Annotated in this window: 12 protein-coding genes; 3 read left to right on the top strand and 9 right to left on the bottom strand. The window is 74.7% G+C overall.

Annotated features, from left to right (window positions below; genetic code table 11):
- Positions 1 to 66: 66 nt before the first annotated feature.
- The 4 genes from CCN56_RS06395 to CCN56_RS06380 all read right to left on the bottom strand — a co-directional run bounded on the left by CCN56_RS06395 (position 67) and on the right by CCN56_RS06380 (position 5,008).
- Positions 67 to 1,269 carry a DUF2306 domain-containing protein gene (locus CCN56_RS06395; protein WP_256961809.1) on the bottom strand — a complete coding sequence of 401 codons (1,203 nt, stop codon included), beginning with the start codon at positions 1,267 to 1,269 and terminating at the stop codon, positions 67 to 69.
- A 102-nt stretch (positions 1,270 to 1,371) separates the two neighbouring features.
- Positions 1,372 to 1,887 (bottom strand): PadR family transcriptional regulator, encoded by a 516-nt coding sequence (locus CCN56_RS06390; RefSeq protein ID WP_179199711.1) that lies wholly within the window; start codon positions 1,885 to 1,887, stop codon positions 1,372 to 1,374.
- 32 nt (positions 1,888 to 1,919) lie between these two features.
- Positions 1,920 to 4,310: an ABC transporter permease gene (locus CCN56_RS06385; protein WP_086824410.1), complete on the bottom strand. Its 2,391-nt coding sequence runs from the start codon at positions 4,308 to 4,310 to the stop codon at positions 1,920 to 1,922.
- Positions 4,307 to 5,008 (bottom strand): ABC transporter ATP-binding protein, encoded by a 702-nt coding sequence (locus tag CCN56_RS06380; RefSeq protein ID WP_086824408.1) that lies wholly within the window; start codon positions 5,006 to 5,008, stop codon positions 4,307 to 4,309. The genes CCN56_RS06385 and CCN56_RS06380 overlap by 4 nt, the downstream gene beginning before the upstream one ends.
- 204 nt (positions 5,009 to 5,212) lie before the next feature.
- Between CCN56_RS06380 and CCN56_RS06375 the strand changes: the two genes are divergently transcribed.
- Together CCN56_RS06375 and CCN56_RS06370 are read left to right on the top strand one after the other, a co-directional pair.
- Complete coding sequence (locus CCN56_RS06375; RefSeq protein WP_256961808.1) at positions 5,213 to 6,529, top strand: histidine kinase; 1,317 nt, start codon at positions 5,213 to 5,215, stop codon at positions 6,527 to 6,529.
- Positions 6,530 to 6,531: 2 nt separating this feature from the next.
- Positions 6,532 to 7,224: a response regulator transcription factor gene (locus tag CCN56_RS06370; RefSeq protein ID WP_086824421.1), complete on the top strand. Its 693-nt coding sequence runs from the start codon at positions 6,532 to 6,534 to the stop codon at positions 7,222 to 7,224.
- Here the strand turns inward: CCN56_RS06370 and CCN56_RS06365 are convergent.
- Positions 7,167 to 7,607 (bottom strand): STAS domain-containing protein, encoded by a 441-nt coding sequence (locus CCN56_RS06365; protein WP_086824419.1) that lies wholly within the window; start codon positions 7,605 to 7,607, stop codon positions 7,167 to 7,169. The genes CCN56_RS06370 and CCN56_RS06365 overlap by 58 nt on opposite strands.
- A 365-nt stretch (positions 7,608 to 7,972) precedes the next feature.
- Positions 7,973 to 9,385, bottom strand: a complete 1,413-nt coding sequence (locus CCN56_RS06360; protein WP_086824417.1) for an aminopeptidase P family protein — start codon at positions 9,383 to 9,385, stop codon at positions 7,973 to 7,975.
- Positions 9,386 to 9,546: 161 nt separating this feature from the next.
- On the opposite strand from CCN56_RS06360, the gene CCN56_RS06355 reads away from it, so the two are divergent.
- Complete coding sequence (locus CCN56_RS06355; RefSeq protein ID WP_179199710.1) at positions 9,547 to 10,545, top strand: LuxR family transcriptional regulator; 999 nt, start codon at positions 9,547 to 9,549, stop codon at positions 10,543 to 10,545.
- 6 nt (positions 10,546 to 10,551) lie between these two features.
- On the opposite strand, the gene CCN56_RS06350 is transcribed toward CCN56_RS06355, so the two are convergent.
- From CCN56_RS06350 to CCN56_RS06340, 3 genes are all read right to left on the bottom strand, one after another.
- A complete protein-coding gene (locus tag CCN56_RS06350) occupies positions 10,552 to 12,564 on the bottom strand; it encodes a prolyl oligopeptidase family protein (protein ID WP_256961807.1) in 2,013 nt (670 codons plus the stop codon).
- Between the two features lie 23 nt (positions 12,565 to 12,587).
- Positions 12,588 to 13,136, bottom strand: a complete 549-nt coding sequence (locus CCN56_RS06345) for an FABP family protein (protein WP_086824403.1) — start codon at positions 13,134 to 13,136, stop codon at positions 12,588 to 12,590.
- 40 nt (positions 13,137 to 13,176) lie between these two features.
- Positions 13,177 to 13,981: hypothetical protein (locus CCN56_RS06340; protein WP_086824401.1), on the bottom strand; the 805-nt coding region annotated here is incomplete at its 5' end.

Raw genomic sequence — 13,981 nt, 5'->3', positions numbered from 1 at the left:
CGGCGGGCGAGAGGGCGCGGCCGTCGGGGTTTCCGGTGCTCATGGCCGTCTCCTGTGGAACGACGTTCATCCCCGGGCTCCTTCCCGGGTGCTGCCCGCCGCGACCCGGGCCTCCGCCGGAGTCGCCGGCAGGTCGGCGAACTCCCCCTGTCTCCTGAGGACTTCACGGGCGTACAGGATCCGCAGGCTCACCGCCGCGACGGCCGCGTAGGCGAGCATGCCGCAGCCGGTGCCGACGCCCGCGACGAGGGCCGTGATCCGGTCGAGGCCCAGGGCCCGTTCGAGTACGGGCACGGTCACCGCCGAGAAGGCGGGTGCCAGGCAGAGGGCGGCGAGGTGCAGCGACCACTCCTCGCGCGGCCACGCGGCGCCCCGTGCCGCCCGGGCGGCGATGACGGCGTACGTCACGGCGTACGGGACGAGGTACGCGAGGAGCAGTCGCCGCCCGGCGGTCCCCTCGTCGAGGAACGCCACCGTGATCCACACCAGGCCGGCCGCGCCCGCGAGGTGGGCGGCGACCCGCACCGGCAGCGGGCACCACGTGCCGGTCAGGCCGGGGACGGCGGCACGCCGGTCGAGGGCGCGGGAGGCGAGGAGGGCGCCGAAGGAGACGAGCGCGCCGAGGTGCATGATCGCGACGCGGTTGATGTCGGCCAGGCCGAGCCCGGGGTAGAGCGAGGGCAGCAGTCCCCATTCGATCCGCAGCAGCGGGGCGGTCATCAGGAAGCCGTAGCAGAGCAGCAGCCAGCGCTGGTGGAGGTCCGGGAAGCCGCGGACGGCGGCGAGGATCCCGAAGGTCACGCTGCCGACGGTGCCGACCAGGATCGTGGCGAGGACGATCCAGAACGCGGCCCCGCTGAAGGCCTCCGCCGGCGGTGTGCGCACCAGGTAGAGGGCGGCGCCCGCCATCGACGCGTACACCGTGACGGCGAAGACGGTCCCGGTGATCCGGTGCAGCCGGATGCGGCGCCGGACCGCGGAGAGCAGCTGCACGGGGCCGAGGAGCATGAGGAGGCCGCCGAGGACCGAGTGCGCGATCAGGGGGATCAGGCTGCGCCCGTACGGCCCCGTCCGGTCGCGCACGGCCTCGGCGACGAACTCCGGGGAGACGGTCCGGCCGAGGAGCCACTCGCCGAGGGCGGGTGCTCCCGGGCGCGCGTACGGCCAGAGTTCGGTCATGGCGATCGGTGCGTACGCCAGGCAGATCACGGTCACCGCGACGGTGGCCGCCCTCCCCCGACCCCATCTCGTGCCGGTCGTGCGCCGCATGGCGATTCCCCCTTCACCGATAGTCCTTTCTGGACCATGGAGGAAGGTAGGGGTGGACACGGCCGGGGTCAACCGGCCGGTGACGAAGTCCCGTCGGGGAACTCAGGGCTCGCGGCTCTCCACCCACTGCCAGAAATCGACCATCATCCGCTCATAGCGGATGCCGAACTCCAGCGCCTCGCGCTGCCCGCGCGTCAGCAGCTCGCCCACCTCGTCCGCCAGCCCCTCGTACTCGTCCAGGGTCCTGCGGTGCTCGTCGATCTGGACCGGGGCGTGCACGCGCGGGCTGGCGCCGAACCACAGCTTGAGGATGCCCCGTTCGCGGGCCTCGACCGGGACGAAGGCGGGGTCGGCCAGCCAGCCGCGCAGCGCGGCCGCCCCCTCCTCCGTGAGGCTCATCAGACGCCGGTTGCGGCCGCCCGGCTGCCGCACCTCCGAAAGGAGACCCGCCTCCAGGAGCCGGTCGCACTGCGCGTACACCTGCGCGTGCGGCATGGACCAGAACGGGGCCACCGTCCGCGCGGCCTCCACCTTCACGTCGTACGGACTTGCCTCGCCCAGTTTGTCGATGATGCCGAGCACGAGGAAGGAGGGAGTGGTCAACCGGACTTCAGACATGCGGCGACCGTATCCTCCTTCCCCGCCCCTCCCTACTCCGCCCGCAGCGCCCGGGCCGTCGCCGTGCGGGCCGCCCAGCCCGCCGGGAGCAGCGCGCCCGCCGTCGCGATCACGACACCGGCCGTCGCGAGGAGCACGAGCAGCGGCGTGCCGTACACGTCGATGTCGGCGGGCGGGATCGTGGTGCCGACCGCGCGGCCCATCGCCGGCATCACCCGGCCGTGCAGGGCCACGCCGAGCGGCACGCCGACGAGGCCCGACACGAGACCGAGGGCGCCGACCGAGGTGAGGACCTGCGCGACCGTCTGCCGCGGGGTCATCCCCAGGGCCTTGAAGACGCCCAGGTCACGGACGCGGTCGCGGGTGTCGAGGACCACCGTGTTCAGCACGCCGAGGCAGGCGACGACGACCAGCATCAGGGTCAGCATGACGATCAGGGCCTGCATCGCCCGGATGACGCTCGACTTGCTGCCCTCGGTGACGGCGGCCTCCGCCCCGAGCGGCTTCACGGTGGCGTCGAGGCGCTCCGCGTACCGCACCGCGTCCGTGCCCTTGGTGACGGTCACGGCGAAGTCGGCGGGCTGGTAGCGGGCCCGCAGCGCGGCGACGGACGCGGCTCCGGTGCGCAGGGTCATGCCGTCGTCGCCGAGGTCGAAGACCTCGCCGACGATCCGTACCCGGACCGTGCGGCCCTGTTCGGCGAGGGTGACGGTGTCCCCGACGCGGACCCCGGTGGTGGTGAGGAACCGGGTCGCCGCGACGGCCTCCCCGGTGGCCCCGAACCAGCGGCCGGAGACCATCGTGCGGGGGCTGCCGGCCATGTCCCCCTCGTACGCGACGACGGGCGCGCCGCCCTTGAGCCCGGCCACCTCCAGCTGGGTGTGGGCCGTCCGGTACACGGAGCCCGTCCCCGGGAGCGCGGCGATCGCCGCCGCCACGGCGGCCGCGTCGGCCGGCTTCCCCGGCAGCGGCGTGGGACCGCCGGTCGTCCCGTGCGGCATCGTGATCGTGTGGACGGTGACATCGCCGCCCCGGTCCGGGTCGCCGTCCGCCTTGATGGCGACGAGCGTGCTGCCGAGTCCCACGGCCAGGGTCACCGCGAGGGTCCCGAAGGTCACCGCCGCGGCCGTGCTCGCCGCGCGCCCGGGGCGGGCGAAGGGACCGGCGAGGCCCAGGGTGACGGGCCGGGGCAGCGGCAGCCGCCCGAGCAGGCCGCGGATCGCGCGCCCCCGCCCGCCGCCGGTGGCGGGGCCGATGCGCAGGACCGTCGCGGTGGGCAGCCGGGCCGCGCGCAGGGCGGGCCCGAAGGCGGTGGCGGCCACGAGGGCGAGGGCTCCGGCCGGCACGACGACATCGACCCACGCGGGGATGAGGACCTCCGTCGTGCCGTACACCTCGGCCACCTCCGCCATGAGCGGCACGGCGAGCGCGTTCCCGAGGGCGGCGCCGAGCACCGCCCCGACGGTGCCCGGGATCAGGGCCTGGGCCACGTACGCGCGCCCCACCTGGAGCGGGGTGAAGCCGAGGGACTTGAGGATCCCGATCCGGCGGGTCGCCGCGCCGACGGCGCCGCTCACCACGATGCCGATCACCAGGACGGACATCCCAAGCCCGAGGACGGCGAAGGCGGAGACGAAGGGCACGAAGGCGGCCGTGTTCCGGCGGGCGCTCTCCCGCACGTCGAGGTACGAGCGGGCGCCTGTGACCGCTCCGGCCGGCGCGGCGGCGGTGACGGCCTTCCGGCCGGCCGCCACGTCGGCGGCGCTGTCGGCGGTGGTGAGCCGGTAGAGCATCTGCAGCGCCGGAGGCCGTCCGCCCGTCAGCGCCGTGAGCTGCGCGGGTACGACCCAGGCGTCGGCGCTCTCGCCGACCGACTCGGCGACGCCCACCACGGTGAGGGTGACGCCGTCGGCGGTCAGCCGTGTCCCGGTGCCCGAGGCGGGCGGGACGGATCCGCGCTCCAGGACGATCTCGCCGGGGGCCGTCGCCCACCGGCCCTCCGTCAGGGTCACCGCGTCCACGGTTCCTTCGGCGGAGGCCCGGCCGACGACCGTCAGCGGGGGCGGTGCGAAGCCGGGCGGGGCGGCCCGGTCCGCGCCGAGGCGCAGGGAGGTGACGGCGAAGGGGCCCGAGGCCGCGGCCACTCCGGTCGCGCGGGCGGTGGCGGCGAGCTGCTCGGGGGTGGCCTTCGAACCGTCGAACCGCACGGTCAGGTGGGCGCCGTGCTGCCGGGCGAAGGCCCGGTCGAAGGGCGCGCCGGAGGCGAGGAGGAGGCCGAGCGCGAGGACGGCGGAGGCGACGGAGAGCAGCGTGGTCAGCACCATCACGGCGGTCTGTGTGCGTCGCCGCCCGACCCCGGAGCGCACGACACGGCCGAGGGCGCCGCCTCCCCCCGCGCTCGTGTCGACGGGACGCGCGCTCATCGGGCCACCGCCACGACGTCGCGGGCGATACGGCCGTCGACGAGTTCGATCGTGCGGGTCGCGCAGGCCTCGGCGAGCGCGAGGTCGTGGGTGACGAGGACGATCGTCTGGCCGTCGGCGTTGAGTCCGCGCAGGAGGTCGCGGACCTCCGCGCCGGACGCGGTGTCGAGGGCTCCGGTGGGCTCGTCGGCGAGGAGCAGCGGCGGACGGTTCATCAGGGCGCGGGCGACGGCGACGCGCTGCCGCTCCCCGCCGGAGAGGCGGCCGGGGTGCACGCGCGCGTGCCGGGCGACACCGAGCCGGTCGAGGAGTTCGGCGGCGCGTGCCGCGGCCTTGCCACGGGGCGTTCCGGCCAGCTGGGCGGGGAGCAGCACGTTGTCGAGGACGGTGAGGTCGTCGAGGAGGTTGAAGAACTGGAAGACCATGCCGATGCGGCTGCGCCGGTAGCGGGCGGAGGCCGTCTCGCTCAGCCGGTCGACGCGCAGTCCGTCCACGGTCACCCGGCCGGTGCTCGGCCGGTCGAGCCCGGCGAGCAGGTTGAGCAGCGTCGACTTGCCGCTGCCGGAGGGGCCGAGCACGGCCAGCGACTCCCCCCGCGCCACCCGCAGGTCGAGACCGGCGAGCGCGGCCGGCCCGTCCTCGTACGTCCTGCCGACCTCGCTCAGGTCGATCAACGGCTCCGCGTCGGACGGTGTCATGGGCCCTCCAGGGCTCGGGAGTGAACGGGTTCGCCCCGACGCTAGGAGCGGACCGGCCGGGGGCGCGTCGGCCGCGGTGGCGAAGCTCCGTACCGTGTGCGGCGGAGGCGCGGGCGGGTCATCCGCGCGATGTACTCCGCGCGGACGGTGCCCTGGTCCTCCGGGCCGATTCGCCCCGGCGGCCCGGCTTGGCACACTGCCCCGGTGAGCAGGTACGAGGAATTCATGGGCCGGGTGCGCGGATCGCGGACCATCGGCGCGCCGCCCCCGCTGTCCCGCTGGGCGTGGGCGGCCGACGGGCTGCTCGCCCTGTCGCTCGCCGTCGCCACGGTCGTCGGGAACCTGAACCGCTCGTACGTGGAGCTCCGGCCCGATCTGATCGGGACCAAGCTGCCCGTGCCGGGGCGGCTCCCGGATCCGCCCGCGCTGCCGGATTTTCCGGGGGGCCCGCGTCCGGTGCCCGCCGTGGAGCACGTGCTGCCGCCGGTGGAGGTCTGGGAGATGGCGGCGGCGGTGCTGACCGCGCTGCCGCTGGTGCTGCGGCGCCGCTTCCCGCTGGCCGTCTACTGGGTGGTGACGGTCGCCGCGGTGGTCCTGCACCTGGGGGACGCGGCGGACGGCGCCACGCGGATCACCTTCGCCGCGGGGCTCGTCGCGGCGTACAGCGCGGCGATGTACAGCCCGCACCGCAAGTCGGTGCTGGCCTCGCTCCTGGCGGGTGCCCTGCTCTACGCGGTCTTCCCGCTGGTTCCGAAGGTCGACAGCGACCTGGTGCCCGTCCTCGTCCTGCTGCCGCTCGCCCTCGCCTCGCACGGCGTCCACCTCTGGCGGCAGCGGGAGCGGGTGCTGCGGGAGGAGCAGGAGGCGGCGCTGCGCCGGGCGGTGGAGGCGGAGCGGTCCCGGATCGCCCGGGAGCTGCACGACGTGGTCACCCACAACGTGAGCATGATGACCATTCAGGCCGGGGCCGCGCGCACGGTCCTGGCGACCTCGCCCGAGCTGGCCCGGGAGGCGATGCTGGCGGTGGAGGCGGCCGGGCGGACGGCGATGTCGGAGCTGCGGCACGTGATGGGGCTGCTCACGATGGCCGCGGACGGTCCCGATCCGGCCGCCGACGTGGCGCTCGCCCCGCAGCCGGGACTCGGCCGGCTGACGGAGCTGACGGACCGGGTGCGGTCCTCGGGGGTGCCGGTGGAGGTGGCGGTGCGCGGCGTCCCGGTGGAGCTGCCCGCGGGGGTCGACCTCGCCGCGTACCGGGTGGTGCAGGAGGCGCTGACGAACGCGGTGAAGCACGCGGACGGCGCGCGGGTGTCGGTGACGGTGGAGTACGGGGCGGACCGGCTGCGGGTGGAGGTGTCCGACACGGGCGGGCGCCGCCGGCGAATGTCGGAGCCGGGCGGCGGCCACGGGCTGCTCGGACTGCGGGAACGGCTCGCGGTGTACGGCGGTACGCTCGACGCCGGCAGCCGCCCGCACGGCGGATACCGGGTGCGTGCGGTGATTCCGTGGGAGGTTCCGTGACCGTGGCCGATGCTCCGCGCGTGGTGATCGTCGACGACCAGGCGCTGGTGCGGACCGGTTTCCGGATGATCCTCGCCGCCGACGGCATCGACGTGGTCGCGGAGGCCGCCGACGGCGACGCGGCGGTGGCGGCGGTCCGCAGGACCCGGCCGGACGTGGTCCTGATGGACATCCGGATGCCGGGCACGGACGGCCTGGAGGCCACGCGCCGCATCCTCGCGGACGGGACGGCGCCGCCGAGGATCGTCGTCCTCACCACCTACGACCTCGACCAGTACGTGTACGCGGCGCTCGCGGCGGGCGCGAGCGGCTTCCTGCTCAAGGACGTCACCCCCGAGCACCTGACGGCGGCGGTCCGGCTCGTCCGCTCCGGGGACGCCCTGCTCGCCCCGGCGATCACGCGGCGCCTGGTGGAGCGCTTCGCCGCGTCCTCCTCCGGGCGTTCCGCCACCCCGCACCGCGAACTGGCCGCGCTCACGCCGCGCGAGCTGGAGGTCCTGGAAGCCCTGGCACGCGGGCACACGAACGCCGAACTCGCGGCGCGCTTCCGGCTGAGCGAGGCGACGGTGAAGACGCACGTCGCCCGCATCCTCCAGAAGCTCGGGCTGCGTGACCGGGCCCAGGCGGTGATCGCCGCCTACGAGACGGGTCTCGTCACCCCGGGCTCGGCGGGAAGCGGCACCGCCGCCGGCTGAGCGGGCGGGTCCGGCCGGGCCGGGGCCGCGTTCGGAAGATCGAGGAGATCCGACGGTCCGGTCTCGGGGCCGAGGAGGTCGCCCAGCGCGGCCAGCCGGATCAGCCGCAGGATCCGCGGCTGGTCGCAGACGAGCCGCCAGCGCGCACCGCGCCGGCGCATGCACCCGGCACAGTGGGCGAGGAGTCCGAGCCCGGTGGCGTCGCAGAAGGTGAGACCCCGGATGTCGACGGTCAGGGCGTCGGACTCCCGGACGAGGGCGTCGAGCTCGGGCCGCAGGTGCCGCACCAGGACCAGGTCGAGCTCGCCCCGGAGGGCGACGACGGCGTGACCACCGGTCGAGCGGACGACGAGGTACGGGTCATGACGGGGGATCAGCTGCATCGGACGCTCCACAGGGTGGCTCCATGTGTCACGTCGAGCGTGGCCGCCCCGCTACGGGGAGGGACGTTTCACCTCGACCGCTGTCACCTGAATCGGTGAACATCCGGACCTCTTTCCCTCGTTCGGGCAAGCGCGGGCCGGACGTGTGTGCGGAGCGCCGCCGTCGGGATGCGGCGGAACTGCCGTCGTCGCTGCAGAGCGTGTGCGCCCCGTGGTGGCGGGACTCCTCGCCGGTGTCCGTGGATCCCTCGGGCGGCGCCGCCGAGTGGTCGGCGGGGCGCGACGAGCCGTGCTCCGGGACGACACGAGGGGCCGTCCGCGTGAATCCACGCGGACGGCCCCTCGTCCGAGCCCCGGCGGGAGGCTCAGCCCGCGAACCGGGCCATCCACTCCTCGACCTCGGTCGAGGAGCGCGGCAGACCGGCCGACAGGTTCTCGTGACCCTCGTCGGTGACGACGAGGTCGTCCTCGATGCGGACGCCGATGCCGCGCCACTCCTCGGGCACGGTCAGGTCGTCCGGCTGGAAGTACAGGCCGGGCTCGACGGTGAGCACCATGCCCGGTTCGAGGACGCCGTCGACGTACTCCTCCGTGCGGGCCTGCGCGCAGTCGTGGACGTCCAGGCCGAGCATGTGGCCGGTGCCGGCCATGGTGAACCGGCGCTGGAGCCCGAGCTCGTAGGCGCGGTCGACGGGACCCTCGATGAAGCCCCACTCGACGAGGCGCGCCGTCAGGTGGCGCTGGGAGGCCTCGTGGAAGTCGCGGTACGGGGCGCCGGGCTTCACCGCGGCCATGCCGGCCTCCTGGGCCTCGTACACCGCGTCGTACACCTGGCGCTGGACGGGGGTGAAGGTGCCATTGATGGGGAGGGTGCGGGTGACGTCGGCGGTGTAGAGGGAGTGCGTCTCCACGCCGGCGTCGAGGAGGAGCAGCTCGCCGGGGCGGACCGGGCCGTCGTTCTGCGTCCAGTGCATGATCGTGGCGTGGTCGCCGGCCGCGCAGATCGAGCCGTAGCCGACGTGGTTGCCCTCCAGGCGGGCCCGGCGGAAGAAGGTGCCCTCGATCCACCGCTCGGAGGAGGCGATCGCCCGGGAGAGCTCGGCGACGCAGTCGGTGAAGCCGCGCACGGTGGAGTCCACGGCCTTGCGCATCTCGCCGAGCTCCCACGCGTCCTTGACGAGGCGGAGGTCGCTGAGCGTGCCCTCCAGTTCGGCGTCGCGCTCCTCGTCGGTGGTGACGGCGGCTTCGAGGGCCGGGTCGATGCCGCGGACGATGCGGGTCGGCAGGCCGGAGCCGGCGGCGAGGTCCTCGGTGATGGTGCGGACGTCGCGGCACGGCAGTCCGAGGACGGTCTCGGACTCGGCGAGGGAGCGGCGGCGGCCCATCCACAGCTCGGCGGTGTAGCCGATCCAGAACTCGTCGTTGTCGCGGCTGTCGCGGGGCAGCTGGTAGCAGTAGGCGTCGTGGCCGCCGTCGGCGCGGGGTTCGAGGACGAGCGCGCCGTCACGGGTCTGGTCGCCGGTCATGTGCACATAGCCGGAGTACGGGCGGAAGGGGTAGTTGTCGTCGTTGGAGCGGTACTTGAGATTGCCGGAGGGGACGATCAGGCGCTCTCCGGGGAAGAGCGCGGAGAGCGCCGCGCGGCGCTCGGCCGCGTAGGGGGCCTGCTCGGCCGGTTCGAGGTCGTGCCGCTCGGTGTCCGCCCAGCCCGTCCTCATCAGAGCGGAGAGCTCCTCGGAGACGCCGTTGTAGAGGCCGTTCTTGCGAGCGTTCGCCACGTCCTGCACCTTCTTCCGGGTACGTTCTCGGCCGCCGGTCGTCGGCGGGCACCCGGACGGTACTGCGCCGCGGGCCCGCCGGGTGCCCGGATCGGCCAGTGGCACGGATCGGCCATCCCCCGGGCGGCGGGGGCGGTCGGGGCGGGCCGATAATGCGGTCCATGGCGAACGCGAAGCTCAGTGAGGCGCTCCGGCTCCTGGGGATCGGCGAGGAGGCCCGGCGGGTCTACGTCCGGCTCCTGGACCTCGGTCCCGCGCCGCTCGACGCCGTCGGTTCCGCGGCCGGTCTCGACGGCGCCGAGCTGTCGGCGGCGTACGGGGAGCTGGTCGACGCGGGCCTCGCGAGTCCGGCGGCGCAGGGCCCCGACCTGGTGGCCCCGGTGCCCCCGGCCGCGGGCCTGGAGATCCTGGGGCGGCACCGGGCGGCCGAGCTCGACGAGTCGCGGCTCACCGTCGGGGGCGCCTTCGAGTCGTTCCGGCGGCAGCGGCTCGCCGCGTACAACGACGATCTCGTGGAGGTCGTCACCGGCGACGCGATCGGTCCCCGGAGCCGGCAGGCCTGGGCCAGTGCCCGCGAGCAGATCCGGCAGTTCGACACGCCCCCGTACACGCCCATCCCGGGCTCGACCGACGACGCGCTCGCGACGCTGGCCCGGGGGGTGACGCAGCGGGTCATCTACTCCCAGGCGTCCCTCGAGCACCCGGACAAGATGCGGACGGTCATCGAGCCGTGCATCGAGGCGGGCGAGCAGGCCAGGGTGCTGCCGTCGCTCCCGGTGAAGCTCATGATCATCGACGAGTCGTACGCGCTGGTGTCGCTGTCGATCAGGGAGGCCGACGTGCACAACACGATGCTGGTCGTGCAGCCGTGCGGCCTCCTGTCCGCCCTGGTGGCCCTGTTCGAGCAGACCTGGCAGAGCGCCCTGCCGTTCCACGGCCGCACGGCCCGTCCGGCGGGCGTGCTGCCCGCCGGACTGCTGCCCGCCGACCGCAGGCTGCTCTGGCTGCTCGCGGGCGGGGCGAGCGACGACGTCATCGCCCGGGAGATCGGGGTCAGCCGTCGCACGCTCTTCCGCCGGATCCAGGTCCTCATGGCCCGGCTCGGCGCCACGAGCCGTTTCCAGATGGCGCTGCAGGCCCAGCGCCAGGGCTGGCTGTAGGAAAGCTCAGGCCAGGTGCCGCCTGAGGAAGGTGTGCACGAGGGCGCTGTTGTGGGCGGCCTGTTCGTTGTCCCCGGCGCCCGCGTGGCCGCCGCCGGTGTTCTCGTGGAACAGGACGGGATGGCCGAGTTCCCGCAGCCGGGCCGCCGCCTTGCGGGCGTGGCCGGGGTGGACGCGGTCGTCGCGGGTGGAGGTCATCAGGAGCACCGGCGGATAGGTCCGGTCGGCCTCGATCCGGTGGTACGGGGAGAGTTCCCGCAGGTGGGCGAGGTCGGCCGGGTCGGCCGGGTCGCCGTACTCGGCGATCCAGGACGCGCCCGCGAGGAGCTTGTGGAAGCGGGTCATGTCCAGCAGCGGGACCTGCGCGACGATCGCGCCGAACAGCTCCGGGTGGCGGGTGAGCATCGCGCCCATGAGCAGGCCGCCGTTGCTGCCGCCGGAGGCGCCGAGCCGGTCCGGGGTGGTGATGCCCCGGGCGACGAGGTCCTTCGCGACGGCCGCGAAGTCCTCGAAGGCACGCGGGCGTTCGGCGCGCAGCGCGGCCTGGTGCCAGTCCGGTCCGTACTCGCCGCCACCCCGGATGTTCGCGATGACGTACGTGCCGCCGCCCTCCAGCCACGCCCGGCCGGTGACGGCGCCGTAGTACGGGGTGAGGGAGACCTCGAAGCCGCCGTAGCCGTAGAGCAGGGTGGGGCCGGGGCCGGCGGCGGCGTGGTCGGGGCCGATGACGAAGTACGGCACACGGGTGCCGTCGGCCGAGGTCGCGAAGTACTGCTCGACGGCGAGTCCGGCGGTGTCGAAGCGGTCCGGGGCCTGCTTGAGGACCTCCGTGCCTCCGCCGATGTGCCCGCGGTGGAGGCTGGAGGGCTGGAGGAAGCCCGAGACGTCGAGGAAGTACTCGTCGGAGACGTCCGGGTCCGTGTCCACGACGCTCACGGCGGACAGTGCCGGGACGCCGACGAGCGGGGTGCGCGTCCAGCCGGTGCCGTCGCGGCCCGGGGTGAGGACCTCGATGCGGGTGCTGACGTCCCGCATCGTCTCCAGGATCAGGTGGTGACGGGTCCAGGAGTGCCCGGCGAGGGCCGTCCGCGCGTCCGGGGCGAACAACACCTCGGGGGTCCGGTCGCCCGCGAGGAAGGCGTCGAAGTCGAACGCGAGGAGGGAGCCGGTGGGCTGCCCGAGCCACTCGGACTTCAGGGTGACGAGCAGGTGCCGGCGGTGGGCGTGGACGACGGCGTCGTCGGGGACGTCGATGCGTACGGTGGTGCCGTCGGGCTCCAGGAGGTACGTCTCGCTGCGGAAGAAGTCGAGCGAGCGGCCGACGAAGTCCCGCTCGAAGCCGGGCATGTCGTCGCGGTACCCCCAGGCCGAGACGTCCGTGTCCGCGGCCTCGTAGACGAGCTCGGACTCCTCGATCGGTGTGCCGCGCCGCCAGCGGCGGACCGTGCGCGGATAGCCGGAGTCGGTCAGCGAGCCCGGTCCGGTGTCCGTGCCGACGAAGACGGTGTCGGCGTCGATCCAGCCGATCCGCGTCTTCGCCTCCGGAACCTCGAAGCCGCCCTCGACGAACTCCCGCGTGGCGAGGTCGAATTCGCGGACCACGACGGCGTCCCCGCCGTCCCGGGACAGGCGCACCAGGGCCCGGTCGTAGGCGGGACGGCGGACCCTCGCCCCGTCCCACACCCACTTCTCGCCCTCCGCGGCGGCCAGCGCGTCGACGTCGAGGAGGACCTCCCACTCGGGCGCGTCCTTGCGGTACTGCTCCAGGGTCGTGCGCCGCCACACCCCGCGCACGTGCTCGGCGTCGCGCCAGAAGTTGTAGAGGTACGCGCCGCGCCGCGCGGTGTACGGGATGCGGTCCGAGGCGTCGAGCACCTCCCTCACGCGCGCCTTCAGCGGGGCGAACCCGGCGTCGGCGGCCAGCACGTCCGCCGTCTCGGCGTTCCGCTCGGCCACCCACGCGAGGGCGGCCTCGCCGGAGATGTCTTCCAGCCACAGGTACGGGTCGTCTTCGCTCACCCCCGTATTGTGCGGGACCCGGGTCAGCTCCTGCTCTCGCGGCGGAGTCGTACCGCGAGGTGGTGCTGGAGCGGGCGGCCGACGGCGGCGAGGTCGTGGACGAAGTCGAGGGTGTCCTCGCCGGTGAGGGTGTAGCGGCGGCGGGTGGCGTCGACCTGCTTGGCGGTGGGGGCGAGCGCGACCTCGTGGGTGGTGAGGTCGACGGTGGTGCCGTCCGCGCGGCCGACGGCGATCTCCGCGATGCCGGTGGGCTGGGTGATCAGCGCCTCGACCCCGCCTTCGGGCTGCAGCCGCCACCAGCCGCTCTCCCGGGCGGAGGGCCTCAGTGGGGTGCCGGTCTCGTCGATCAGCCAGGCCCGCGCCTCGTAGTGCAGGAAGGGGCGCCCGTCGTGGCTGAAGGTGACCTCCTGCTCGTACGCGAACTCCTCGGCGAGCGAGGGATAGCCGCCCCGGCCGCGCCCGACCCAGGTCCCGAGCAGCCCCGTCACCGGGGCGAGCAGCGCGTGCGGCGCGGGCGCCTCGTCCGCCCGAAACGCGTCGGGGTACGGGTGCTGCCGGTCGCGGTCGTTCATGGGGTGCGCTCCTGGGTCGGGACCTGTGCCGTACGGCAGCTTAGGCCGCGGGGTCCGGCGCGCCCCGCAGGGAGAGCCGAAGGACCGTGGTGGCGACGGCCCCGGCCACGAGGCCGCAGGTCAGGGCGGCCGGGATGCCGTTGCCGATGCCGGCGGTGGAGTAGAGGAGGCCCTCCTGGGGACCCGCCTGGACGACCGCGATCCGGAGGAGCTGGCCCGCGAGCAGCCCGAGGACGGTGACGCAGACCGCGCCCACCGCCATGGCCGGGAGCGTGACCCGGGTGAGGAGCCCGGGGAGCCGGCTCAGGGCCCACCAGACGACGGCGAGGAGGAGGACGTCGGAGGCGCGGTAGAGGAGCCAGTCGCCGAGCGGGCCGCCCGCCGGGCCGTCCCAGGCGCCGAGCAGCAGCCACTGGCGCAGCAGGTCGCCGGGCTCGGAGAGGAGTCCGCCGTCCGGGGAGAACTCCTGGAGGGCGGCGGCGACCCGCTGGTACGAGAGGACCACCACGGACAGGGCGATCACGGCGGTCCCGGCGGTGGCGGCCAGGCGCGCGGCACGGACCGGGACGTCCGTGCGGGGCAGCGGTCCCGCGCCCCCGGTGGCGATCCGCGCGACGAGGACGGTCGCTCCCGCCACGACGAGCGAGACGGCCACGGGGAGCTGCCGTCCGCCGGCGATCACGCTCGCCAGCTGGGGCAGGAGACGGTAACTGCCGTGCCCCGCCGAGGCGATCGTCCACGGCGCGGAGACGGCGAGCGCCAGGGTCCCGGTCACCGCGCCCCAGGCCCACAGCGCGAGGAACGCGGCCGTCGTCCGCCCGCGCACGGGCGGCAGCCTGCGGACC

This window comes from Streptomyces sp. NRRL B-24572 (assembly GCF_002156145.1).
GTDB lineage: Bacteria > Actinomycetota > Actinomycetes > Streptomycetales > Streptomycetaceae > Streptomyces > Streptomyces vietnamensis.
This window is presented reverse-complemented; position numbering and strand designations above follow the sequence as displayed.

Coding starts and splice junctions, on each gene's coding strand:
- CCN56_RS06395 (WP_256961809.1), bottom strand. CDS start 1,269: ATGCGGCGCACGACCGGCACGAGATGGGGTCGGGGGAGGGCGGCCACC.
- CCN56_RS06390 (WP_179199711.1), bottom strand. CDS start 1,887: ATGTCTGAAGTCCGGTTGACCACTCCCTCCTTCCTCGTGCTCGGCATC.
- CCN56_RS06385 (WP_086824410.1), bottom strand. CDS start 4,310: ATGAGCGCGCGTCCCGTCGACACGAGCGCGGGGGGAGGCGGCGCCCTC.
- CCN56_RS06380 (WP_086824408.1), bottom strand. CDS start 5,008: ATGACACCGTCCGACGCGGAGCCGTTGATCGACCTGAGCGAGGTCGGC.
- CCN56_RS06365 (WP_086824419.1), bottom strand. CDS start 7,607: ATGCAGCTGATCCCCCGTCATGACCCGTACCTCGTCGTCCGCTCGACC.
- CCN56_RS06355 (WP_179199710.1), top strand. CDS start 9,547: ATGGCGAACGCGAAGCTCAGTGAGGCGCTCCGGCTCCTGGGGATCGGC.
- CCN56_RS06345 (WP_086824403.1), bottom strand. CDS start 13,136: ATGAACGACCGCGACCGGCAGCACCCGTACCCCGACGCGTTTCGGGCG.